The 22,973-nt window shown below is 47.4% G+C and carries 22 protein-coding genes; 9 read left to right on the forward strand and 13 right to left on the reverse strand.

The features are described 5' to 3' along the window. From LRP49_RS21065 to punR, 3 genes are all read right to left on the reverse strand, one after another. Positions 1 to 906, reverse strand: a 906-nt coding sequence (locus tag LRP49_RS21065) for a DUF4238 domain-containing protein (protein WP_274144704.1), incomplete at its 3' end; no start/stop codon positions are given. 291 nt (positions 907 to 1,197) lie between these two features. Further along, positions 1,198 to 1,890 carry an MOSC domain-containing protein gene (locus LRP49_RS21070; protein ID WP_274144706.1) on the reverse strand — a complete coding sequence of 231 codons (693 nt, stop codon included), beginning with the start codon at positions 1,888 to 1,890 and terminating at the stop codon, positions 1,198 to 1,200. 136 nt (positions 1,891 to 2,026) lie between these two features. Further along, entirely contained in the window at positions 2,027 to 2,929 is a 903-nt protein-coding gene (gene punR, locus LRP49_RS21075) for a DNA-binding transcriptional activator PunR (protein ID WP_274144708.1), read from the reverse strand. 156 nt (positions 2,930 to 3,085) lie between these two features. On the opposite strand from punR, the gene punC reads away from it, so the two are divergent. Then, the gene (punC, locus tag LRP49_RS21080) at positions 3,086 to 4,297 is read left to right on the forward strand and encodes a purine nucleoside transporter PunC (RefSeq protein ID WP_274144709.1); all 1,212 of its coding nucleotides are present in this window, start codon (positions 3,086 to 3,088) and stop codon (positions 4,295 to 4,297) included. Positions 4,298 to 4,379: 82 nt separating this feature from the next. Here punC and LRP49_RS21085 read toward each other — a convergent pair whose 3' ends face one another. Continuing rightward, the gene (locus LRP49_RS21085; RefSeq protein WP_274144711.1) at positions 4,380 to 5,273 is read right to left on the reverse strand and encodes a LysR family transcriptional regulator; all 894 of its coding nucleotides are present in this window, start codon (positions 5,271 to 5,273) and stop codon (positions 4,380 to 4,382) included. A gap of 129 nt (positions 5,274 to 5,402) precedes the next feature. On the opposite strand from LRP49_RS21085, the gene LRP49_RS21090 reads away from it, so the two are divergent. Next, positions 5,403 to 6,074 (forward strand): type 1 glutamine amidotransferase domain-containing protein, encoded by a 672-nt coding sequence (locus LRP49_RS21090; RefSeq protein WP_274144713.1) that lies wholly within the window; start codon positions 5,403 to 5,405, stop codon positions 6,072 to 6,074. Positions 6,075 to 6,197: 123 nt separating this feature from the next. On the opposite strand, the gene LRP49_RS21095 is transcribed toward LRP49_RS21090, so the two are convergent. The 5 genes from LRP49_RS21095 to htpX form a co-directional block, all read right to left on the reverse strand. Continuing rightward, positions 6,198 to 7,496: a DUF1501 domain-containing protein gene (locus LRP49_RS21095; protein WP_274144715.1), complete on the reverse strand. Its 1,299-nt coding sequence runs from the start codon at positions 7,494 to 7,496 to the stop codon at positions 6,198 to 6,200. Continuing rightward, on the reverse strand, positions 7,493 to 9,040 hold the full coding sequence (locus tag LRP49_RS21100; RefSeq protein ID WP_274144717.1) for a DUF1800 domain-containing protein: 1,548 nt from the start codon (positions 9,038 to 9,040) through the stop codon (positions 7,493 to 7,495). The genes LRP49_RS21095 and LRP49_RS21100 overlap by 4 nt, the downstream gene beginning before the upstream one ends. Positions 9,041 to 9,151: 111 nt before the next feature. Continuing rightward, positions 9,152 to 11,452 carry a penicillin acylase family protein gene (locus tag LRP49_RS21105; RefSeq protein ID WP_274144719.1) on the reverse strand — a complete coding sequence of 767 codons (2,301 nt, stop codon included), beginning with the start codon at positions 11,450 to 11,452 and terminating at the stop codon, positions 9,152 to 9,154. Between the two features lie 111 nt (positions 11,453 to 11,563). Beyond that, positions 11,564 to 11,926 (reverse strand): VOC family protein, encoded by a 363-nt coding sequence (locus LRP49_RS21110; RefSeq protein ID WP_274144721.1) that lies wholly within the window; start codon positions 11,924 to 11,926, stop codon positions 11,564 to 11,566. Positions 11,927 to 12,026: 100 nt separating this feature from the next. After that, positions 12,027 to 12,908, reverse strand: a complete 882-nt coding sequence (gene htpX, locus LRP49_RS21115; protein WP_274144722.1) for a protease HtpX — start codon at positions 12,906 to 12,908, stop codon at positions 12,027 to 12,029. A gap of 279 nt (positions 12,909 to 13,187) precedes the next feature. Here htpX and LRP49_RS21120 point away from each other — a divergent pair, with 279 nt between their 5' ends. Continuing rightward, entirely contained in the window at positions 13,188 to 13,364 is a 177-nt protein-coding gene (locus LRP49_RS21120; RefSeq protein WP_274144723.1) for a hypothetical protein, read from the forward strand. 58 nt (positions 13,365 to 13,422) lie between these two features. Here LRP49_RS21120 and bioD read toward each other — a convergent pair whose 3' ends face one another. Genes bioD through bioB form a run of 4 tightly spaced genes read right to left on the reverse strand, consistent with a single transcriptional unit; the run spans position 13,423 to position 17,152 of the window. Continuing rightward, positions 13,423 to 14,103 carry a dethiobiotin synthase gene (gene bioD, locus LRP49_RS21125; protein WP_274144724.1) on the reverse strand — a complete coding sequence of 227 codons (681 nt, stop codon included), beginning with the start codon at positions 14,101 to 14,103 and terminating at the stop codon, positions 13,423 to 13,425. Further along, positions 14,096 to 14,911 (reverse strand): malonyl-ACP O-methyltransferase BioC, encoded by an 816-nt coding sequence (gene bioC, locus LRP49_RS21130; protein ID WP_274144726.1) that lies wholly within the window; start codon positions 14,909 to 14,911, stop codon positions 14,096 to 14,098. The genes bioD and bioC overlap by 8 nt, the downstream gene beginning before the upstream one ends. Then, the gene (bioF, locus tag LRP49_RS21135; RefSeq protein WP_274144728.1) at positions 14,908 to 16,083 is read right to left on the reverse strand and encodes an 8-amino-7-oxononanoate synthase; all 1,176 of its coding nucleotides are present in this window, start codon (positions 16,081 to 16,083) and stop codon (positions 14,908 to 14,910) included. Before bioF ends, bioC begins: the two co-directional genes overlap by 4 nt. A 16-nt stretch (positions 16,084 to 16,099) precedes the next feature. Then, positions 16,100 to 17,152: a biotin synthase BioB gene (gene bioB / locus LRP49_RS21140; RefSeq protein ID WP_274144729.1), complete on the reverse strand. Its 1,053-nt coding sequence runs from the start codon at positions 17,150 to 17,152 to the stop codon at positions 16,100 to 16,102. 151 nt (positions 17,153 to 17,303) lie between these two features. On the opposite strand from bioB, the gene bioA reads away from it, so the two are divergent. From bioA to LRP49_RS21170, 6 genes are all read left to right on the forward strand, one after another. Then, positions 17,304 to 18,560 carry an adenosylmethionine--8-amino-7-oxononanoate transaminase gene (gene bioA / locus LRP49_RS21145; protein ID WP_274144731.1) on the forward strand — a complete coding sequence of 419 codons (1,257 nt, stop codon included), beginning with the start codon at positions 17,304 to 17,306 and terminating at the stop codon, positions 18,558 to 18,560. 87 nt (positions 18,561 to 18,647) lie between these two features. Beyond that, positions 18,648 to 19,214: an LON peptidase substrate-binding domain-containing protein gene (locus LRP49_RS21150; RefSeq protein ID WP_274144732.1), complete on the forward strand. Its 567-nt coding sequence runs from the start codon at positions 18,648 to 18,650 to the stop codon at positions 19,212 to 19,214. Positions 19,215 to 19,282: 68 nt separating this feature from the next. Next, on the forward strand, positions 19,283 to 19,915 hold the full coding sequence (locus LRP49_RS21155; RefSeq protein WP_274144733.1) for a sigma-70 family RNA polymerase sigma factor: 633 nt from the start codon (positions 19,283 to 19,285) through the stop codon (positions 19,913 to 19,915). Next, a complete protein-coding gene (locus tag LRP49_RS21160; RefSeq protein WP_274144824.1) occupies positions 19,908 to 20,579 on the forward strand; it encodes a ChrR family anti-sigma-E factor in 672 nt (223 codons plus the stop codon). Before LRP49_RS21155 ends, LRP49_RS21160 begins: the two co-directional genes overlap by 8 nt. Positions 20,580 to 20,934: 355 nt before the next feature. Beyond that, complete coding sequence (gene sstT / locus LRP49_RS21165) at positions 20,935 to 22,173, forward strand: serine/threonine transporter SstT (protein ID WP_274144735.1); 1,239 nt, start codon at positions 20,935 to 20,937, stop codon at positions 22,171 to 22,173. A 244-nt stretch (positions 22,174 to 22,417) separates the two neighbouring features. Continuing rightward, positions 22,418 to 22,966, forward strand: coding sequence for an ECF-type riboflavin transporter substrate-binding protein (locus LRP49_RS21170; RefSeq protein ID WP_274144737.1), 549 nt, complete (start codon positions 22,418 to 22,420; stop codon positions 22,964 to 22,966). Positions 22,967 to 22,973 lie beyond the last annotated feature (7 nt).

The following is a 22,973-nucleotide window of genomic DNA, read 5'->3' on the forward strand; positions in this document are numbered from 1 at the left end:
TGCGATTGTTTTCTCTGGATAGTCAGGGGTTAGCCTTTCTATCTCCCATTTTGGATAGTCATAGCCATCAGTAATAGACATAATTCGTCTGATACTATCGAATGCCGATTCTGCAGATTGTTTATCTGTAACGTGTAGCGAGAAAGGCGGCTGAGTGTATGCACCCAATATCTCCGTAAACATAGTATCCGAAATGACACCAGCATGCTCAGGACTGAGTACTAGTGAACGATAGGCTGACTTTGCCAGATAAAAGTTGACCATGTGAGCCCACCCTTTGGGCATCTCATAACCCATGGTTGGGTTAATGTTATCGTCAAAAGGATTCCAACTATCACTCATTGGTGTAGCAACAAAGCATAAGTTAGGCGTCAAAGGATAGAGAATGTAGCTATCAGGAAGTTCAATGAACCCTGTTTGTAAAACGGGATTATCAGATCTTACTAAATAGTCGTCGCTATGAGTTTTCAATAACAGCCAGTTTCTATAGGCTACAAAATTCAAATCGAGACACTCTTGGCAACCTACCCGATCACAATTTGGCTCTGATTTAACCCCTGTTAATTCAACCGACTTCTTTTCATATTCCATATAACTAGGAGTGCGAACTAATTGGGACAAGATAAATTGTGCCCATAAAAAACGTTCACTTCGGCTAAGTTCATTGTAGTTAATAAGTTTTTCATAAATTGGAGCAACTTTAGTTTCTAGCTCCTTGTCTAGGGCATTTTCAACAGCCCAAGTATACAAACCTCTCTTTCGACCCCACTGTTTTTTCCCTTTTGGCTCTTTTTTAACGGTTCGTGAGAACTCACACCAAAAGTAAGATATAAAATTAGATTCATCAGCCCAGTATTTGTTACTAAACTTTGGTACATAATGAGACAGAGGTTTTTTCTTTGCCACTAGTTACTTACTCCAACAAATCGCATAACAGTGTATTAGATGACAAAATGTCCTGTTTAAACACGACATTTTGTCTATCAATAACAATGCATTGTACCTTAATCGTTCATTACCGCTTGATTTCACGTCAATTTTTCTTCATTTAAGATATCGGTTTGTGAAAAAGCCCCAAAATGGCATTTTTCATCACTAAGTATTAGCTTCTTCGGTGCTGTAATTATCAACAGTTATAAAGCTTGGTTTGAAAAACAGACAGCAGGGTGCAGACTCATCCACCGTCGCCTCTTCCATTCATTCACTTTCCGCTCGACCTAGCAGCCGGAAATCCCATCGCTCAACATCATTGCTTTCAAGGCGTGCGTTCACTTTAGACATCCAACTGTTTGATAACTTACGTTGCTGTTTTAACGTCAACAATCTGTCTTTGTTGAGCGGATCCCCAAAGAAAATGTCGCACGTTTCATGAAGTGTCATCGCATTCGGTTCTTGAGCAATCAGTTCTAACGGTTCCGTTACGCTGACCATTCCGGGTTGGATAACACGATAAAGCCAACCGCACCGACTTATTTCCTGCATATCAACAGAAAACCCTTCGATACCCCAACGCTTGTTCAGTTTAAAACAGGGTGATCGAGGTTGGCTCACTTCAATAATTGCCTCTCCCCATTGATAGCGGTCTCCCAAACAAACGTTATGCTCGGTCATGCCTTCCGCACTGATGTTCTCGCCCATCCCCGGGGCGACCCAATCAATGTCTTCGCCATATTTATCTCGCCAATACGTATAATGCTCTAACGGGTATTGATGTAATGCCCGCTCTAAACCGCCGTGATGCCGCATATCCGCGCACTCATCACCATCTAGCCCTTCAAGTGATAGGTATACGCGGTCTGTAATGGGCGTCTTATTTATCGCGGTTTGAAACCCATAACACGGGTTTACTTTGCCTCGGTAAATGCCTTTTAGGGTGTGCTTGTTTTTCATATCAGCATAATCCATTTACTGCGCATATTACTCGTTGCTGTGTTGCGAATAACATAGCATCGCTCATGTAAGGGTTTGCCACACGCCAAAGCGCCGTAATGCAACCTGGTTCTGCGGTGAAATCTTTCAATTGAGACTACTCCAGCCACTCGCGATACGCGGTGTCTGCATCGCCTAAATAATCCAATATCCAGTTAATCGCTGGGTTTTCTTTGTCTGTGCGCCACGCAATACAACATGGGCTTTTTACTGGGGGCTCGATGAGCTCTTTTTCCACCAATTCACCCGATGCCAAATACGGTTCGGCCATGTGCGAAGGCATGGCTCCTATGCCTAAGCCACTTCGAAAACACTGAATAGCACTGTGCCAATTCGGTACCGTTAAGCGGCGTTGGTTGTCCAGCAGCCAAGTGGCACGTTTAGGTAAAATTCGCGATGTATCCTCAAGACAGATGGCAGGATATGCCATCAATTGTTCTGTGCTGAGTGGCTCTGGTGCACTTGCCAGTGGGTGGTCTTTTGAAACCACAAACCGCCATGTAAGGATGCCCATATCACGGTAGCTGAGGTTACCGCTCACTGGCACGGCGGCCGTCGCACCGATAGCAATATCTGCACGGTCATACGCCAGTGCGTCCCAGACGCCGTTAAATACTTCCATCGTCAGTAGCAGCTCCACATCAGGAAACGCATCATAGAAGTCGCGCACCAAGGAGTCGACGCGGTCTTCACGCACTACGTTGTCCAACGCGAGAGAGACACTGCGCGTCCAACCATTCGCCACCCGCTGTGTCTGCTCTCTGATCTCATCCATGCGTTTTATGAGCGCGCGCGCTTCTTTGACAAAAAACTCGCCTGCTGGCGTTAAACGGACAGCACGATGCAGTCGCTCAAATAAATTCACAGCAAGCTTTTCTTCCATTTGGCGAACGGTATAGCTCACTGCACTCGGTACTTTATGAAGCTCATCTGCTGCTGCGGAAAAGCTTCCCCTGCGAGCGACAGCATCAACGACCTGAAGATCTTGATAAGAAAACATAATAAGCAGCCCTTCTATCGACGAAAAAACAACCTATTGTGGGTGCCTTATTCATCAAATCAAAATTTTTGAAAGCAGTTGACAAATATTAGCGTTTCACAGTGGTTTTCGCTAGATATACACTCCGCGACCTAGGTAAATGAACGGACAAGTAAAATGAAAAATTCTGTTCCAATGACAACAATGGTTTGGTTCGCTGGCTTGAGCATGCTCGGTTTTCTGGCGACGGATATGTACCTGCCCGCGTTTGAAAGCATTCGTTTTGAAATGGGTACTACTCAGTCGATGATCGGCCTGTCTCTCACCGTATTCCTGTTGGGTATGGCGCTGGGTCAAATTGTCTATGGACCTCTTTCTGACCGCATCGGCCGTATCAAGGTATTGGTTGGCGGTATGGTGTTGTTCACTGTTGCAACGGCTGCTTGCTTCATGTCTAACAGCATCGAAACATTTTTGGCTGCACGTTTCGTGCAAGCATTGGGCGCGTGTAGTGCTTCTGTTATTTGGCAAGCAGTGGTTATTGACCGCTACGACAGCAAAACATCTCAGCGCGTATTTGCGACCATCATGCCTTTGGTTGCGCTATCTCCAGCACTGGCTCCACTTGCAGGTGCAGCGTTGGAAGCTCACTTTGGCTGGCGCAGCATTTTCATCGCACTGGTTGCTTTGGGTGTAATTCTGGCTGTTGCGACGCTACGTCAAACTGAAAGTGCGCCTGTTGCAAACACCGATGAGAAAGTTGGTGCAAAACTGGTTAGCGATTACAAGCACATCGTCAGCTCTCGCAAATTCATCGGCAACATGCTGGTATTCGCTGGCTGTTCTGCAGCGTTCTTCGCTTGGCTGACAGGTTCACCATTCGTGATGACAGCAATGGGCTACAGCGGTGCCGACATTGGCATGAGCTATGTTCCTCAGACTATCGCGTTTATCGTCGGTGGTTACAGCTGTCGCGCACTGCTAAACAAATATGATGGTTCAGCTCTGCTGCCATGGTTTGTTGGTCTGTTTGTAGCAAGCGTTGTGTCGATTTTCGTGGTGTCTTGGCAGACAGACGTAACAAACATCTGGCCTGTTTTGATCCCATTCTGCTTCTTGGCAGTGGCAAACGGTGCGATTTACCCAATCGTGGTAAACAAAGCACTGGAAGAATTCAAAAGCTGTAGCGCAACTGCTGCTGGTCTTCTGAACTTCCTGCAAACCATGATCTGTTTTGTTGCGAGCGGTGTGGTATCGGCACTGGCAATCCACGGTCTGCTGACAGTATCAGCTGTTATGATAGGTGCAGCAGCGGCAGTAGTGCTGGGTCTGGCCCTGAGCTGGAACGGTAACCGAGTTGCGATTGAAGAGAGCGCACAAGCAGCTTAAGTTTCAATCAAGCTAAAAACACCGTCTGCGGTTTCGTAGGCGGTGTTTTTGTTTGTGCTTGCATCTTCGAACCTTTCGATCTCTATTCCCGCCACTCGCTAAAGTGATTCAGAAGATGGTCAATAGCTAGACGCGCTTTAAGCGGTAGGAAGCGGCGGTTTTGATACACCACCCAAGAGGTGATATTTTTCGTCCAAAATGGCGTTAAGATCGGAACCAGGCTTCCTTCAGCGAGCGATTGTTTGAAACTGCTTTTCGGCATATATCCAATACCCAACCCTGCTTTGCATGCATCAACAATGGCATTCGCGTTATTACACCGAAACCGACCTGATACTTTTACTGGTATCTCTCTACCCTCTTTTTCAAACATCCATGTATCGTTATTGGTCACTAAGCATGAGTGCTTTGTCAGTGCCTGAGGGTCGGTTGGCTCGCCGTTTTCCAATAGGTATTCCGTTGAGGCGACAGCCATAAGACTTCGATCTGCTAGCTTTCGCGCCACTAAACCAGAATCTTGTAAGCGACCATAACGGATCGCGAAATCAAACCCATCTTCAACAAAGTTGACACGTCGACTACTAAAGTCCACCTCGACAGTAAGATCTGGATGACACTTTGCGAATTCTACTAATGCAGGAGCCACAAACTGCTCTGCGAATGAGCCAGCCATGCTGATTCTCAACGTTCCCTGCAAGTCGAACTGTGTTCTTGTTACCAATTCGTTGGCTTGCGATAGCCCACTCACCAGCTCCTGACATTGCAGATAATATTGCTGCCCACTTTCCGTCAGCTTTACCGAACGTGTAGAGCGCGCAAATAACGCGGTACCAAGCCGTTGTTCTAAGCGGGAAACTTGTCGCGATACGTGACTCACAGAACAATTCAGCCGGCGCGCTGCTTCGCTGAATCCTTTTGCATCTGCCACTGTCACGAACTCAACGATGCCTTCAAAACTGAGGGAGTGTTTGTTCATTTCATTATTGCCATATAGCAAAGACGGTTTTCAATATTAGTGGATTATCACTCAATTAGCGAAAGTATAAAGTGTGCCCATCAAGCGATTCGATATCTAATTTATCGGCCACGTCAAAAGGATTACAGTATGAAAAAGGTTCTGATCATTGTTACCAATCACGCTACGCTTGGCACGACCGAGAAAGCAAACGGCACTTACGCACCCGAATTAACTCACGCGTTGGACGTTTTTCTGCAAGCAGGTTTTACTTATGACGTAGCCTCAATTAATGGTGGCGACGTGCCTTTTTACGGCGAAGACATGGAAGGCGATGAGGTGAACACCCGCGTCTTTAACAACGATGAATTCCAATCCCGCGTAAAAAATACAATTCCCGTCAACCAACTAAACCCTGACGATTATGATGCGATATTTTATCCGGGTGGTTTTGGCTTACTCTCTGATCTGGCAATGCATGCGCCGACTGCAAGCCTTGCAGCGAAGCTCTATGAAAATGGCGGCGTTGTAGGAGCGGTATGCCATGGCCCAGCAGCATTGCTGCCTATCACACTGAGTAATGGTCAGCCACTTATCGCAGACAAAACGGTCACTGCATTCACTCGTGAAGAAGAAATCGATTTCGGAACCATCGATGATATTCCGTTCTTGCTCGAAGAATCTCTGGCACGCAAAGCAGCCAAATACAGCAAGATCCAACCTTGGGGAGTGCATGTGATTATCGATGGCAAGCTTGTGACAGGGCAAAATCCTGCGAGTGCGCATGGTGTGGGTGAGGCCATGGTGGAGCTGTTGAAGTAATCGCCCTGCATGAAAGGAAAGACGTAAAAGCGTCGGTGTTGAGCAATCCACTGCCACTCAACACTGACGTTTCCCTACAAATCTGATTATGTCGGCGGTGACTTCCCGCCCCCAAAAAAGCAGTTAAACAAGCCCACCAAATTGAGAGAGGCGAGGAAAAATGGTGTTTACTCCCTGCTCACTCAAACCCAGCCACTTCACCATGTAAGCCGCATATTGTTCATGGCTAATTTTCGGAATTAAACGTCCGTCACCATTGTCATCAGGACCATTGCGTTTGAATGCCGGATATTCACCAATGCATTTTCCCCGTAAACCACCGCCAAAGATAAACTGTCCGCCTCCCCAGCCGTGATCTGTGCCTTTTCGTGAGTTGTCATGCAGTGTTCGCCCAAACTCAGACAAGGTACCGGTCATGACATGATCGGCTGTTCCGTCTTCTTCTAGGGCATGATAGAAACCCGCAACAGCCTCGGAGAATTCCTTCATCAGTTTGTCTTGTCTGCTGATTTGATTGTCATGTGTGTCGTAACCACCCACTGCAAGATAGAACACCTGTCGGTTGTGCCCAAACATAGGCGCGGCATCCATCATTTGTTTGATTGCCCGAAACTGGCGGCCCAAGTTAGATTTTGGAATGCGATTGTCCAGCGGATAACTGGACACGACTTTCGCCATCTGTTTTTGCGCAGTAATCGCTTCGGCGACGACGTTCGCGTAGCTTTTGGCTAGCGGGGAAGTGTATGACGCACCAGCAATGGCTTGATAGGTATGTCGCATTGCGGGGCTGGTTAACCCTTTCAGTGACTGGAACCCATTTTTATTCACGTACATAGTACGATTGCTGTGGCCATCCAGCAGCGAGTTTGCGCCAGTGAAAAAGCTCGATGGCATGCCTCCCATCTCATCCATCAGCACATCCGCTGTCATGCCCAGCCAACCTGCTTTGCTGTATGTTTCACCCAGCCAACTGTGCTGCCATGCTTCTTGCTGTTTGTTGTGCGCAAACAGATTCGGCGGCAGCAGTGCCTTACCTGACTCAATATCTAATGGGGTGATTGGCGCAATCATCGGCCCGACATTTAAAACCAGACTCGCTTTTCCCTGTTGGAAAAGTGGCAGTAATGGCTTTAATGATTGATGCAGCCCCAACGCAATGCCCTGGCTGTCGCGCATGCCTGTCTTAAGTAAACGCGCTTTTGGCACCGCCAATTTTTGACGGCTATTGGCGTAGTCTTGGTGATGTTCAGTATTTAAAGGAACGACTTGATGAAAAAAATCATTGCCCCCTTTGAGAAACACACAAACTAGGGCTCTGTAGTCTTCCGCTTCGCTGGCATAAGCACTAAAGCTTGCAGGCACTAACGCCGCAGTGCTCGTCGCGCCCATTGCTGTCATAAACTGGCGTCTGCTCAATGTCATGCGCGATTCTCCATCACATGAAAGTAGGGAGAAGACAAGGCGATAAACAACAGTCTTTGAACTGACTTTCCTGCAACCTGCTTAACGCTGTTATGTTGCTCTGTCAGATGGTGTTTCAAATCGGATGGCATCTGTGCGTTAAAAAATCGTGCTGAGACTTCATGAATAAAACCGGTTATATCACCGTTCACGAGATGATTTTTCAACGACTCCACATCAACATAGAGCTGTTTTTTGTTGGGTGTTTTTGGCCCTTGCAAGTTCAATCGAGTAAGCGCGAATATCTGATTGTGAACATAAATGACATGCGACCAATCGATGATCTCCATCTCGGGAGCCACTAATCCTTGGTTACTCACAACGCCTTGCGGCGCGTAATCAGGCTGATAGAAATTAAAAACGGACGGTGAACCCAATGGGTATTGATTGCACGTACGGAGGTACACCAAGTCTGTCCCCACTAACGGACTGTTTCCGCCAGGTTTTGCATTCAACGCACGGTATATATACACCAGAGAAAGCCACGGTTCGCGCGCTTTACTGATTTGAGGTGGCAGCTTTGAAAACGCATCGTTGTCAGACAAGATCGCCCAAAACACGGCTTTCATGTCACCGCGAACGCCCTTTCCATTGTCCACAAACACTGAGGCGACACGTTTTACATAGTCAGGAGAGGGGTTTGACGTCACCAACTTTTGGATAAGGTTTTTACACAGATTCGGCGGCGTCGACGGGTGCTGGCTCAATATCTCCATGACCTTATCCATTTCTTCTTCCGCAGCGACATTCGCCGGAAATCGATGACCCAGAATGTGCTTTTCCCCGCGGTCATGAAACGATTCGTTAGTCGTCATCGGGTCAACGAGCTTTTTATCTTTGCTGACCCAACCAGTGAAAACCCGGGCGAGCTCCTGAATGTCTTTTTCGGAATAACAAGGCTTGGGCACCCCATCAGCATCCAAGACATAACTGCCATCCAGATTGCGTTCGTTGAGACCCACCGAGAACAATTGCATGATTTCACGGGCGTAGTTCTCGTCAGGTTTCCGCCCTGTCTCATCACCTTTTTTGTTATCTACCATGGTGAGGTAATGCCCCATCACAGATGAGGTCGACACCGCCTTCAGTAACGTTTTGTAATGACTAAAGGCATTGAGACAGAGCAGGTCGTTATAGGCAGCGAGGGCTTCTGCGTGTTTGCTTAAGGTGGCATCCTTATCCGAAGCGACGAAGATTTGGCTCAATACGTAACCTACCCGCTGCCGCAGCTGATCGTTTCCGTATAACGCAATGTCGAGCCAAGCCCGGATCCGCGACGAACGGGAAGGAATTTTCCCTTTATCTAATGCCTCAAACTGTCTCAGGATTTGCATACGGTGGGAACTTTGGGGAAGTGCGATTTGAGCGTCGAACCACGCTTTTGCGCTTTGGTTGATGAGCTTATCCGGCTCGTCCATTTTTGGGCCAAATGTTGTTAGGTCTAACCATCGAGAAGCGCGAGAAAACGTCGAGAGTTGCAAAGAGTCTGTGTCTGTCGATGTCATAACCGCGCCCCAAATATAAAAGACATTGGGAGTGACAACTCACTCCCAACAACCTTCTCATTTTAATGCGAGTCACACATCAACGCGAATTCGATGACAGCACCAAGGTGTCTAAGGTGCAGGACGGAAAGTAATCTCATGTACAGGCTCTCCAGGCAATAAAGGCGTTGAGCCTTGCTCGGCATACTCATCAAACCCTCTCCGATAAAACGGCGATAACGGGTGTCCGCTCTGCCCACCTGGCACCGTTAAGATACCTTCCTTTTCGTTGCCAGGTTGCACAATCAAACGTTGTGACGCACCAAATGACCGCCCTTGAACCGCTGGCATATAACGGTCACCAAAGCCTTCGACTGCTGGCATATCAAGCAATTTGCTCAGTAGTGGCATCTGACGACTGAATGGATGCTGCACTTTCAGTGTGTTTACATCGCCCCAACGCAACGCACTGAGTGGCCCCTGAGTATGTCCCGTCATTTCAAGCATGAGAGCTTGCTTCATGCTTTCATAAGTGGAAATAAAGAACACATCCCAATCGTTAAACCCTTTTGGTAACCAGCTTTTTGGGGTTTGCCCTACGAGTTGCCAAAGTGCCGGCTCCAGTTGCCTCTCAATACTCCATATCGACACACCGTTGTGGTTCAGCACCGTTTCAACAGATGCGAACAAACTATCCATCAAAGCATCACGGTACTTGCGAACCAACGTGTACCCAACAGAGTCAGCGCATGCGCACGCTTGCCAATCCTTTAAGGCTTGGATGTCTTGCGCATACAGTTTTGGTCTTTGTTGCAGTTTTTGCAGCAGCAATTCATGCCAACGCGCTAGAAATTTCGCTTCATTGTCGAGTTGGATGTCATAGAAGTCATCCGCCGCGAAATCGGCTTTCTCATTTAACCTGTCGCGAATTTGTTGGCTGCGCGCGCCTAAGGCGTAGCCACCATTTCCAAATCGGGCATCTTGTTCGACACTGACTACGCGACTATTGCCCGTCCAAATCCTCGCGTTTTCGGGGTTGACCACAAACGGCACATCCGTTGCTTGGTAACGCCATTCTTCATCAAAATGTGCGGCGTTCTTTGGAAAGCTTTGTGGGGCTCGCCGATTTGGAATTGCGCCTGTCGCTTGCCAAGCAATACTGCCGTTTGAGTCCGCTAACACCATGTTCTGAACTGGTATCCCAATCTCTTTTGATGCAGCAAGCCCCTCTTCAACAGTCGCTACACCTTCCAATTTCAGAAGACCCAAATTAACGGCATAGTCTTGATACGCGACCCAAGACAGCGCATAAGGCTGACCATTGAAATAACGCACTGGCCCATAGTTACTGATTTCCAACATATGGGAGTGATCACCTGATTTTGTCGGGATCTTTTCGGTAACGAACTTTGTGCTGTCTGTATCAGCCAGCTTGTACCAATCAGCCGAATCCAAGTAACCATTGGTGAAGCCCCAAGCAACATGCCCATTTGTCCCAACTACCACAGCGGGTGCGCCTGGCAAGGTAACACCGGTGATTTGTCTTGCGTCGCCATCTTGCTGATAATTTAACTGAGCACGGTACCAAATGGTGGGAACATTCATACCCAGATGCATATCATCTGAAAGCATCGCCTTGCCTGACTCGGTCAGTTCACCACCTACCGCCCAATTATTGCTGCCAACCAGTGGCGACTTATCAATTTCAGTCACGACTGCGGCTTGCTGGTACTTTTCGTCAATTTTGGGAATACGAGCGGGGCTAATAGCAAATTCACTGCCATCTAAAGCGGCTTGGTAAGAAGAAGGCTGATTAACGAATGCGACCATTTCAGGACCAAAATTCGTATTCAGAATCTCCATCATCATGTCGCGATCGATAGATCGCCCTTGTAAGTCCAAATACATACTGAAAATGACTAACAGTGAGTCTTCGGGTTTCCAAGGTTTTCGCTCTGAACGCGACAATACATATTCAAAGGAGGGGTAAGCCTGATGGCCCAACGCATCATTCACACCGTCTGTGTAGGCTTGCAGGTGGGCTTGGTCAGCGGGGGGTAACTGCTTTACGATTTCTTGGCTGCGTTTTCTAAAGAGATGAAAGCGTTTATCTTCATCTAATTTAAGTGCGCCATTTCCAAATAACTCGGTCAACTCACCCGCCGCGTTTCGTCTGAGTAAATCCATTTGGAAGAAACGATCTTGCCCGTGTGCATAACCGAGCAAATAAGAAGCATCTTGGCGATTTTCAGCGATGATGATGGCAGTACCTAACGCATCGCGCTGAATTTTACCTTCTTGTGTCACGCCTTTAGAAACCGTCGTGCCAGACAATGTGGGCAGACTCATTGTGAGTATCCCATACACCACGGCTGTCGCCAGAAGTGACAGCAAGATCAGAACAATGATTACGGCTCTGATTTTTCGAAACATTCCGTTGTCCCTGTTAACTATTTCAGACCTGTGTATTTAAAATACAGACAAAGGTCGTAAACGCAACGTGACTCCCCCCGTCATGAGATCATTGAGACAACAATTACCATATTATCCGTGGCTATGAATACCTATTCGATTGCCTTCACTGTCTTGAATATGCGCGTAAATACCGAATTCTCCAATGGACGTTTTGGGGTGCAAAATAGCCGCTTCAGGTAGCCTAGCTAATACGTCATCGATGTCCTCGACACTTAGGTAAATCGTAATTGCCGATGCACCCGGTACGGCACCTTCACACGCGATAAGCGTTCCTGTTGCGCCATAGGCCGCCCCTTCCTCTACAGGAAACCAAGCCATGTCAGTTCCATCCATATCATGTCTTTTAAGCGACATTTGGAATGTCTTTTCATAGAACGCGATAGCACGTTCCATATCTTCAACCGCAATTTCAAACCATCCTACAGGGTTCATTGTATATACCTCCTTTGACAATCAGTGTTCAATAACACTAGCAGGCAGAAACAAAAACGCCCCCCAATTGGGAGGCGTTTTTTTTTACTCTTAAATGTGATTACAGGTGCTCACCACGGCGTAGCGAGTCGATGCGCTTGTCCAACGGTGGGTGCGTCATGAACAGCTCACTCAGCGATTTCTTACCGTTAATACCGAAGGCCATCATAGAACCTTCTAAGCGGCTCTCGTGGCTTACCTTCAGGCGCTCAAGCGCAGCAATCATCTTCTCTTTACCTACCAACTTCGCAGAGCCCGCATCCGCTTTAAATTCACGATGACGGCTAAACCACATGGTCAGGATGCTTGCCAGCAGGCCGAATACGACCTCCAGAATCGATGACACGATGAAATACGTCATCCAGCTGCCGCCTTCGCCCTCACCGTCTTCGTCACTGTTCATGCCGCTAATTGCGCCAGCAATGAGGCGAGAGATGAAGATGACGAAGGTGTTCACTACACCTTGCATCAGAGCCATGGTAACCATGTCACCATTCGCGATGTGGCTAACTTCGTGTGCCAGTACCGCTTCAGCTTCGTCGCGCGTCATGTTCTCAAGAAGGCCGCTTGATACTGCAACCAGTGAATCATCACGCTTTGCGCCCGTTGCAAATGCGTTGATATCGTCTGAGTAGTAAATAGCAACCGTCGGCATACCAATGCCTGATTGTTGAGCTTGACGGCTTACTGTGCTCATCAGCCAATGTTCGGTTTCATTGCGAGGATGTTCGATGACCTGCCCACCTACGGAGCGAAGTGCCATTGATTTCGACATCATCAATGAAATCAAAGAGCCACCAAAACCGAACACCACAGCCATTATCAATAGAAAGGAAAGGTTCCCCTGAGGTATCCCCGTTACGGCATACACAAGATTCAATATAATGTTGAATACAAACAGAACCGCGAGGTTGGTTAGCAGAAATAAACCGATGCGTTTCATTACTTATCTTTTCTCCGATTGATAGAAGCGCTTACACCCCTGATAGTAGGGTCATAACGGCGAAAAACAAGCCTGTGTAACATTTTAAAACACAAATTCTTGCAAACTGTTTTTTCTTGCTATGTTTATACGGAATGCTTGATGGATAAAAGTTAAGCAACGTTAGACTTTGGTCGAGTTGAATTTTCAGCACAGAGGAAATAATGTGTTGGGAAAAGGTAGCGTGTCGTTGAACATGCCATTGCGTTCCCTGGAACGCGATTCTAAGGAGAGAAGAAAATGGCTGACAAAGAAAATTATCGAGTAGCAATCGATATCCTTTGCTGTCACTTAGGTATGAGCTTTGATGAAGCCTGTGCAGAGCTCGGTCTTGCTGATGACGAAAATAGTAAGTTGCAACAAGTATCCGAAATGCAGCAATCACTGATGGGTTTACTACCGGAAGACAACAAGTAATCGGCAGCTCGCTGTACCAATTATTTAAAAGCCAGCTCTTGAGCTGGCTTTTTCTGTTTTATAGCCCCAGTGGAGCAATGTCGATGTATTCGCTAAGGTCTCTCGACTTCACTGAGCACAAGTACGGGATCTCTCCCAGTTTGGGAACCTGCAAATGATGCTCAAGCGTCTTAACGATGTCGCTGTAATGCTCCGTGCCCGGATTCACACGGTTGGCAATCCAACCCACTACTTCGAGTCCATCGCGACGCACCGCTTCAGCTGTAAGATAAGCATGGTTTAAACACCCAAGCTTAATACCGACCACAAGGATCACGGGTAGCTTTTCTTCACGAACCCAATCGGCCAGTGTACTGTCATAGCTAACCGGCACTCGCCAACCGCCTGCACCTTCAACCAAGGCGACATCTGCCTTTGCTTGAATGTCACGCAGACCTTTTGACAGCACTGAAAAATCGACACTGCGACCTTCAATGTCTGCTGCAATGTGGGGGGAGCACGCTGCATCCAACAAACATGGATTTACTTCTTCATACGCCAACTCAACGTTTGATGCTGCACGCAAGCGAATGGCATCTGAATTCATCAAACCTTCGTCAGTTTCTTTACTTCCAGCGGCAACGGGTTTGTACCCCGCAATGCGGTAGCCTGCTTTTGAAATCGCATGCATCACTGCCATTGATGCCACTGTTTTTCCAACTTCTGTATCCGTGCCTGTCACGAAATAGCTTTTAGTCATTATGAATCGCTCCAAAGCCAACCTGGTATGTTGCGGGAACCGAACCGTCTTCATTCTGGAATTTTCGGTATGCATTTTCCAATGCAGTAAACCGCGCTCTTCCACTCAGTCCCGCATTTCGCCCTTCAGACAAGTGTGTTGCTCCAATACCCTTCAAATCACGCATCAGAGCCATTGCAGAAGGATATCTTTCAACAAGTGGCTTACATTCTAGGGTGTAGTTCTGGCAGCCAGCTTGAGCAAGCGCAAGGTTTACCTGATTTAATGTTAAGAACTCATTAACATGTTGATGCAGATCAACGTCCTGCCAAGCCTGTTTTAATTCGTGAAGAGAGCCATTAATAAGTGTGGAAAAAAGTATCTTGCCGCTCGGTTTTACTACGCGCTTTAGCTCCCTTAGCGGGACAGACAAATCTTGACACCATTGCAAAGCTAACGAACTGAAGGCGGCATCAAAGTGGTTATCATCGAACGGTAGATTCTCGGCATCCCCGGAGACATAACGCACACTGTCCCCGCAACGTTGTCTGGCTTGCTCCAACATTTGTTCAGACAGATCAAGGGCAACGACATGAGCACCCAAGTCACGCAATTTCTCGCTGAAATAGCCTGTTCCACAGCCCAAATCGAGTACGGTTTTTCCTGTCCAATCCGCTTCCCGCTTTAAGAGATCATTCCCCACTCTGCGCTGAAAAGCGGCACTTTTATCATACGTGGCCGCTGCCCGCCCAAAGGCTGCTTTGATCGCGGCCTTTTCTTCGGCAAGTTGCTCTACGTTGTCAAACGCGAAGTTTTCCGCTTGGCTCATACATCCTCCATTTCTAACAACGTACGTACCGATGAAGCAAACTTTCTCACTTGCTCCACGCGATGGTTCACGGACAGTGTCGCTCTTAGTCTCGCGGTATTCACTGGCACCGTCGGTGGGCGTATCGCACCCGCCCAATACCCGAGTTCTCTAAGTGATGCCGATATAGTTTGCATCTTGACTACATCGCCAATCACGACAGGTTTAATCGGCGTCATTGTTTCTATAACGCCTGAGATGCCGGAAAGTTCTTCGTGAAATGCATTAGACAATTCGGCCAGTTTTTCTCTGCGCCAAGAGTCCGTGCGAAGGGAGTTTAGTGCATGTAGCAACGCGTGAGCTTGTGCTGGCGGCATCGCCGTCGAATAGACGTAATGGCGAGCGAACTGCGTGAGATAGTCATGGACAGCTTTACTGCATAGAACCGCTGCTCCCATCATCCCAAAAGCTTTCCCAAACGTGACGATCAGAATATCGGGCTTGATCCCCGCGAAATCACAGCTTCCTCTACCCTCCTCACCCAAAACACCCACACCATGGGCGTCATCAACCATCAGCCATGCGTTCGCTTGTTCACATCTGGATTTGATAGCAGTGAGAGGCGCAAGGTCACCGTCCATGCTGAAAACACCTTCAGTCACGACAAAGCGCGCTGATGATGTGTGATTCGCTGCCAGCATCGCGTTAAGACGCTCGACATCGTTATGGGGGAAGCGGAGCATTTTCGCATCCGACAACATGCCCGCCTCCATTAAAGAGGCGTGGTTAAGTTTGTCTTGGATGAGAACATCGTTTTTCTCCAACAACGAAAACAAGACGGCTTGGTTTGCGGCAAAACCACTGCTGAACAAAATGGCTTGTTCAAAGCCCAACCAATCACTCAGTGCTGATTCCAGCTCCGCATGCGGCTTCGAATACCCTGTCACTAATGGCGATGCCGTGCTTCCCGCACTATAACGAGACAAGCCCTCCTGCCATGCTTGAACTAACCGAGGTTCAGATGCCAATCCTAGGTAGTCATTGCTGGAGAAGTTAATGTACTTCTGTCCTTGCTCGTCCAACAGGCTGCCGTGCTGATGCGCAAAGGCATAAACCTGCCTATGAAGATTATTTTGCCGGCGATCCTCGAGCTTTTGCTCAATACGTCGATGCAACTGGCATGTCTGCGTCATGGTTTAAGGATGCTCCCTAAACATTCGCTTCGTAGAACAAATCATCTTTATCAGGGCGAGAAGCAACACGCTGAGCGACCTGACTCATCAACACTTCTTCTTGTACTTCATCCGGTTTTTGGCTGGTTTGCTCTCGGTTGATCCCAAGCTTTTTAAACAGCTGCATATCGGAATCTTCATCAGGATTTGGCGTGGTCAGGAGTTTGCAGCCATAGAAGATGGAGTTCGCACCCGCCATAAAACACATTGTCTGCATTTGCTCATTCATGTTTTCACGACCTGCAGATAAGCGAACTGCTGACTTTGGCATCATGATTCGCGCGACAGCGATAATACGCACGAAGTCAAACGGCTCGACATCCTCAACCGACTCGAGTGGCGTACCTTTCACTTTCACCAACATGTTGATTGGTACACTTTCTGGGTGGTGAGGAAGGTTTGCGAGCTCCACCAGCAAACCTGCACGGTCTGATGTGCTTTCACCTAAGCCAATAATGCCACCCGAACACACTTTCATCCCGGCTTCACGTACATGGGAGAGCGTATCGAGGCGATCTTGGAAGGTGCGCGTAGTGATAATATTGCTGTAGTGTTCGCGCGAGGTATCAAGGTTATGGTTGTAGTAATCTAACCCTGCATCGGCAAGCTCAGAAGCTTGATCCGATGTCAGCATCCCTAGCGTCATACAGGTTTCCAAACCCATCCCTTTTACGCCTTGGATCATGTCTTTTAGATAAGGCATGTCGCGAGCTTTCGGGTTTTTCCACGCAGCCCCCATGCAAAAACGCGTTGCTCCAGAACTTTTTGCCTTTTGTGCTGCATCAAGCACGCGTTCCACTTCGAGTAGACGTTCTTTTTCTACATCAGTGCGATAGTGGGCACTTTGGGGACAATATTTACAATCCTCTGGGCACGCTCCTGTTTTAATTGAGAGCAATGTACTGACTTGAACCTGATTCGCAGGTTGATATTGACGATGAACTTGCTGCGCTTCAAACATCAAATCCATAAAAGGTTTTTCAAAGAGGGCCTGCACTTCCTCGACCGTCCAGTTATGGCGAACTTCCACCTGTAATACCTCGAATTGGTTGATTGATATACGGAAAAACACTCCGACAAAAAGTAAGTGTTTTTCCGTATCACTTGTTCAGTCTAAAGTCCGCCTTTACAATGTCAACATGGAATGAAAATCATGGTTTACAACTGGGCATTATTTATACATGGATATCACTTTCGATCGCGACCATATTTGGCACCCTTATACGTCTACTCTCACGCCTCTTACCTGCTATCCCGTCACGCACGCCAAGGGCGTACACCTGTATCTCGAAGACGGCACGGAACTTATTGATGGCATGTCTTCTTGGTGGGCAGCCATTCATGGTTACAACCATCCTGCTCTCAATCAGGCGGTGACTGAGCAGCTAAGCAAAATGTCCCATGTCATGTTCGGCGGGATCACCCACGATCCGGCGATCAATCTATGCAAGCTACTCGTGGAAATGACACCGGCTGAATTGGAAAAGGTGTTTCTGTGCGATTCTGGTTCGATTTCCGTGGAAGTGGCCCTGAAAATGGCGTTGCAATACTGGCACGCTAAAGGGCAGCCGCGCTCCAAGTTCCTTACGCTGCGCCACGGTTACCACGGTGACAGTTTCGCCGCGATGTCAGTGACCGATCCTGATAACTCAATGCACAAGCTATATAAGGGATTTTTGCCAGAACACATTTTTGCAGATTCCCCTACCTGTGGTTTTCACGAGGAATGGCGTGAAGAAGACATCGCGGATTTCGAATCAAAACTCATCGAAAATAGAGATGTGATTGCAGCTGTAATCCTTGAGCCAATTGTCCAAGGCGCAGGTGGCATGCGGATCTATCACCCTAAATACCTTAAACGTGTGCGTGAACTATGCGACGACATCGGCGTTTTGCTGATCTGCGATGAAATTGCTACGGGATTTGGCAGAACGGGCAAACTTTTCGCCTGTGAGCATGCGGGAATTGCACCTGACATCATGTGTGTAGGAAAAGCTCTGACTGGTGGCTACATGACCATGGCAGCCACGATCACGACGAAACACGTCGCAGACACTGTATGCAGCGGAGAAGCAGGATGCTTTATGCATGGTCCAACCTTTATGGGCAACCCACTCTCAAGTGCGGTCGCTAATGCCAGTCTTCAGCTATTAAAGGACACAAACTGGCAAGAAAAAGTTCTAGGTATAGAAGCTATCTTTCGTGCCTCTCTCCCCACTCTGACTGACCATGTAAAAGTCAAAAATGTTCGATGGCTTGGCGCAATAGGTGTTGTAGAACTTCATGAGCCCGTTGATTTAGCAGAAATTCAGAAACGATTTGTCGAAAAAGGCGTCTGGATTAGACCATTTGGACGATTGGTTTACATGATGCCTCCTTATGACATCTCTGACGCGCAACTCAAGCAACTCATTGATGCCATCGAATCTTGTGTCTAGAGCCTTGATTTTGATGTGATCCCAACCAAAGCCGCCTTCGTAATAACAGTACCTCCGCATCAGTGGAGGTATTTAACGGAGGTATCAATGCAACTAGGTCTTTTTCCACTGCCCATTTTCCTGCTACCTAATGGCATTACGACATTGCGTATCTTCGAACCCAGATACGTGCGTTTAGTCAAAGAGTCGATGGCTGACAATCGGGGATTCGTTCTTGCGATGAGAGAGGGTGATGCGATTTGTGCCTATGGAACCCTCGTTCACATTATTGACTTTGAAATGCTTCCAGACGGTTTGCTCGGCATCACGATACAAGGCACCTCCCGCGTTCAACTCTCTGATATTACGCAACAAAATGAAGATGGATTGTGGGTTGGAGAAATCACCTCTCTCCCTGATTGGCCAACATCAGAAGAGCAATCAGGCGTTCTGGGTGACGCGTTAGGATTGCTGTTCGAATCACACCCTGAACATGCCGCTCAATACCGCCAGACCTTAAACCTGGAAAGTCTTTCTTGGGTTTGCCAACGCTGGCTGGAGATCCTTCCTCTTGCAAATCAACAGAGACAATGGTTTTTAGCGCAATCCGACCTTGATGAAGCAAAAAGCTTCATTTCATTGTTGCTAACACAAGAAAATGTCGAGTTGGAGTGATCCATTTGTTCCAGCCGACCGTTTTGTTAAGGAAGTCAAGAATCGACAGAATTTAGGAAATCTGCATCATGGAAAGGGTTGAAAACACGTATAATCCTACTATCAAGCATCGCCCCAAAAGTCATTCTTCTATGTCAGCATCGTCACCAGAACAACTTGCCGATTGGTTGCGTTGTGTCGCCGACCATCGAGACGAAGCCGCATTTGCCGCTTTGTTTAAACACTTTGCGCCCAAAGTCAAAGCGTATGGCCATAGCCATTTACGTGTAGACGGACAAGCCATGGAGCTGGTTCAGGAAACGATGACGCTAGTCTGGCGTAAAGCTCACCTCTATGACGGGTCGAAAGGTGGCGCATCAACGTGGGTTTTCACGATCATGCGTAACGTCAGCTTTGACATGTTGAGGAAAGTGAAAAGTAACCGGGAAGATTGCTTAAGCGGCGATATATGGCCATTGATTGATGGCGAAAGCGGTGAACAAGAAGACGACGCGTTGCAGGATCAAATTCAGTCACAACTTCTTTCTTACATCGACCTCTTGCCCGATCTCCAACAGCAAGTTGTCCGTGGCGTATATTTGAAGCAGCTCACCCACCAAGAACTCGCAGACCAACTCCATGTTCCTCTCGGCACGATAAAGTCGCGTCTTCGCTTAGGTTTACAGAAACTCCGCTCTCATCTGGAGGTAAATGATGATTAAGTATCACCCGTCTGATGACCTCCTCAGAGATCATGCTGCAGGCACACTTCTCGCGTCTATGTCTATTGCTGTATCTGCGCACTGCGAAATGTGTAAAACATGCCGTCAGAGAGTCATGCAATTGGAGCAACAGATCGCTGATGATGTTTTCGCTGATAACCACTCAGTAGGCGAGCAGCATGATGACCTAGATGACACATTTGAAAACATGATGACAGCGATAACCAGTGACAGCAGCGCGCCTGTAACACTTGTTACACCCTCACCTGCTTCAAACATTGATGTTGGCGGTGAACGTTACGCATTACCCATTGCTTTGAGACGGTATCATCACCTTGGTTGGAGTTCGATCGGTGCGATAAGCCGTGCAAGGTTACCGCTAAATGAAGGAGACACACGTGCAAGTTTGCTTCATATCGGCATGAACGGCAGCGTCCCCAGCCATACACACAAAGGTATGGAGGTGACCCTATTGCTAAGTGGTCATTTTGAGGATGAGCATGACACGTACGTGCCTGGCGACTTCATTGTACTGGATGCATCCAATAACCACACGCCACACACACGTGACGGGTGCTTGTGCTATACCGTAGCGGACGCACCTTTGCACTTTACGAAAGGCGTGAGCAAGCTTCTGAACACTGTTGGACGCGTAATCTATTAATACGCGACATGCTTCAGCCATCATCTAGAAAAAGCACCTTAGGGTGCTTTTTTATTGCTGAAATAAACGTTTTATAAACAATTTGGTCAACAATATTTTACATTAGCTATTGCGATTAGATTGTTATTAAATCAGGCAATTGCGATCTAAGAGGATATATTGTGTTACTTTCTGCTTTACAGATTGCTCAATGACCTGATTTAATCACATCGATTAACAAGCGTTAACACAACTATACCGAAACATCCTCAAGCCTTTTTTGTCACGAATGACCTTTCATAGTGAGCACATTGACATGATGTCATTGCGGCGCGTTGAGGCGGTTTCAGTATAAATACACAGTGAAGTGAGAAAAATGAAGCAAACACAATCACCTTTCGCGAAAATTGCTAATACCAGTCTGGTTGTCCAGATCTTGGTCGGTATTATCGCAGGCGTCGCCCTAGCCAGCGTTTCGCCAGACAGCGCAAAAGCCATTGGTTTTTTGGGTAACTTATTTGTTAATGCCCTAAAAGCCGTTGCTCCAATTTTGGTTTTTGTCCTTGTAGCCGCGTCTATCGCTAATCAGCGTAAAGGCCAGCACACCCACTTACGCCCTATTATCACACTTTATCTTATCGGCACATTTTCTGCGGCGATCACAGCGGTAGCACTGAGCTTTATGTTCCCAACGGAACTGACGCTCACCGCATCTAAAACTGCGGTCACGCCACCAGAAGGTATCGTTGAAGTGATTACAACGCTGCTTTACAGCGTTGTAGATAACCCAATCCATGCCCTAATGAACGGTAACTTTATCGGTATTCTTGCTTGGGCAATCGGTTTAGGTATTGCACTGCATCATGCGTCTGACACAACGAAAACTGTGTTTGGCGATGTTGCTGAAAGCGTATCGTTCATTGTTAGAAACATCATCAAACTCGCACCTATCGGTATTTTTGGCTTGGTTGCTAAAACCTTTGCTGAAACCGGTTTTGAAGCGTTAGTCGGCTATGCTCACTTACTGTCAGTATTGCTAGCATCTATGGCGTTCATTGCTCTGGTCGTTAACCCGATCATCGTTTATGTGAAAACACGCACTAACCCTTACCCGCTAGTATTCCAGTGCTTGCGTGAGAGTGGCGTAACCGCATTCTTTACCCGTAGCTCTGCGGCAAACATTCCTGTGAACATGCAGCTGTGTAGCAAACTCAAGTTAGACAAAGACACCTATTCAGTGTCAATCCCATTGGGTGCGACCATCAACATGGCGGGTGCTGCAATTACCATCACAGTGCTTACCTTGGCAGCGGTACATACCTTGGGTATTGAAGTGGACATCGCTACTGCATTGCTTCTGAGTATCGTAGCGGCAGTCTCTGCTTGCGGAGCATCAGGCGTTGCAGGTGGCTCCTTACTATTGATTCCACTGGCATGTAACCTGTTTGGTATTCCAAACGATATCGCAATGCAGGTTGTTGCGGTTGGTTTCATCATTGGTGTTGTTCAGGATTCAGCGGAAACGGCATTGAACAGTTCGACTGACGTAGTGTTTACCGCTGCTGCATGTCGTGCCGTTGAACGACAAGCGGTGCAAGAGCGTCTTGCAAAATAACGCTAACGCACTCTTTTAAAAGGCGCTTCGGCGCCTTTTTTATTTATCTCAACTCTGGTGCCTACTGACTGACAAAATAGTGTCTATTCTGATTTACAGGATTTTTTAGACGTCTAGACTGTTAGCTTTCCTTTCTGGGTCTTTATCCTATATAATCCCGCCTCTTTTTTGTGAGCCACTTAAAATTTTTGCATTAGATGCGGCTTCCTAAGGCCTTCTTCGCATCCAAAGCAAAGGACTATTTATGAATTTCTCTGCGAAAACAGTTGTAATTATCGCCATCGGAGCGGCGCTTTACGGGATTGGCGGTCTACCTATGTTCGGTATTCCTGTGTTTGCCAATACTACGCTGAAGCCTGCTATGGCGATTTTGGCTATGTTTTCTGTGCTATTTGGCCCTGGCGTGGGTTTCCTCGTTGGCTTCATTGGTCACTGGGTGACAGACCTTTTTGCTGGATGGGGAATTTGGCTAAATTGGGTACTGGGTTCTGGCATTGTAGGACTGGTCATTGGTCTGTTTCCTATTCTCACGAAAAAACGCCTGAAGTACGGCAACTTCCCTAAGATTGACGTTGTCCTGTTCTCCATTTTGGCTTTACTCGGAAATGTTGTGGGCTACGGTTTCTCTGCGTTTTTAGACACCGTTTTATACGCCGAACCTTTTACGAAAGTATTTTTGCAGCTTTGCATTATCGCTGCGGGTAATGCACTTCTCGTGTCCGTTGTTGGCTACTTCATTCTCCAATCTGTCGCCAAACGTAACAAACAGTGCCGTAACCTGACCGAAGCGTAATTTTTGC

Source organism: Enterovibrio qingdaonensis, assembly GCF_028683135.1.
Lineage (GTDB): Bacteria > Pseudomonadota > Gammaproteobacteria > Enterobacterales > Vibrionaceae > Enterovibrio > Enterovibrio qingdaonensis.

Coding starts and splice junctions, on each gene's coding strand:
- LRP49_RS21070 (WP_274144706.1), bottom strand. CDS start 1,890: ATGAAAAACAAGCACACCCTAAAAGGCATTTACCGAGGCAAAGTAAAC.
- punR (WP_274144708.1), bottom strand. CDS start 2,929: ATGTTTTCTTATCAAGATCTTCAGGTCGTTGATGCTGTCGCTCGCAGG.
- punC (WP_274144709.1), top strand. CDS start 3,086: ATGAAAAATTCTGTTCCAATGACAACAATGGTTTGGTTCGCTGGCTTG.
- LRP49_RS21085 (WP_274144711.1), bottom strand. CDS start 5,273: ATGAACAAACACTCCCTCAGTTTTGAAGGCATCGTTGAGTTCGTGACA.
- LRP49_RS21090 (WP_274144713.1), top strand. CDS start 5,403: ATGAAAAAGGTTCTGATCATTGTTACCAATCACGCTACGCTTGGCACG.
- LRP49_RS21095 (WP_274144715.1), bottom strand. CDS start 7,496: ATGACATTGAGCAGACGCCAGTTTATGACAGCAATGGGCGCGACGAGC.
- LRP49_RS21100 (WP_274144717.1), bottom strand. CDS start 9,040: ATGACATCGACAGACACAGACTCTTTGCAACTCTCGACGTTTTCTCGC.
- LRP49_RS21105 (WP_274144719.1), bottom strand. CDS start 11,452: ATGTTTCGAAAAATCAGAGCCGTAATCATTGTTCTGATCTTGCTGTCA.
- LRP49_RS21110 (WP_274144721.1), bottom strand. CDS start 11,926: ATGAACCCTGTAGGATGGTTTGAAATTGCGGTTGAAGATATGGAACGT.
- htpX (WP_274144722.1), bottom strand. CDS start 12,908: ATGAAACGCATCGGTTTATTTCTGCTAACCAACCTCGCGGTTCTGTTT.
- LRP49_RS21120 (WP_274144723.1), top strand. CDS start 13,188: ATGGCTGACAAAGAAAATTATCGAGTAGCAATCGATATCCTTTGCTGT.
- bioD (WP_274144724.1), bottom strand. CDS start 14,103: ATGACTAAAAGCTATTTCGTGACAGGCACGGATACAGAAGTTGGAAAA.
- bioC (WP_274144726.1), bottom strand. CDS start 14,911: ATGAGCCAAGCGGAAAACTTCGCGTTTGACAACGTAGAGCAACTTGCC.
- bioF (WP_274144728.1), bottom strand. CDS start 16,083: ATGACGCAGACATGCCAGTTGCATCGACGTATTGAGCAAAAGCTCGAG.
- bioA (WP_274144731.1), top strand. CDS start 17,304: ATGGATATCACTTTCGATCGCGACCATATTTGGCACCCTTATACGTCT.
- LRP49_RS21150 (WP_274144732.1), top strand. CDS start 18,648: ATGCAACTAGGTCTTTTTCCACTGCCCATTTTCCTGCTACCTAATGGC.
- LRP49_RS21155 (WP_274144733.1), top strand. CDS start 19,283: ATGGAAAGGGTTGAAAACACGTATAATCCTACTATCAAGCATCGCCCC.
- LRP49_RS21160 (WP_274144824.1), top strand. CDS start 19,908: ATGATTAAGTATCACCCGTCTGATGACCTCCTCAGAGATCATGCTGCA.
- sstT (WP_274144735.1), top strand. CDS start 20,935: ATGAAGCAAACACAATCACCTTTCGCGAAAATTGCTAATACCAGTCTG.
- LRP49_RS21170 (WP_274144737.1), top strand. CDS start 22,418: ATGAATTTCTCTGCGAAAACAGTTGTAATTATCGCCATCGGAGCGGCG.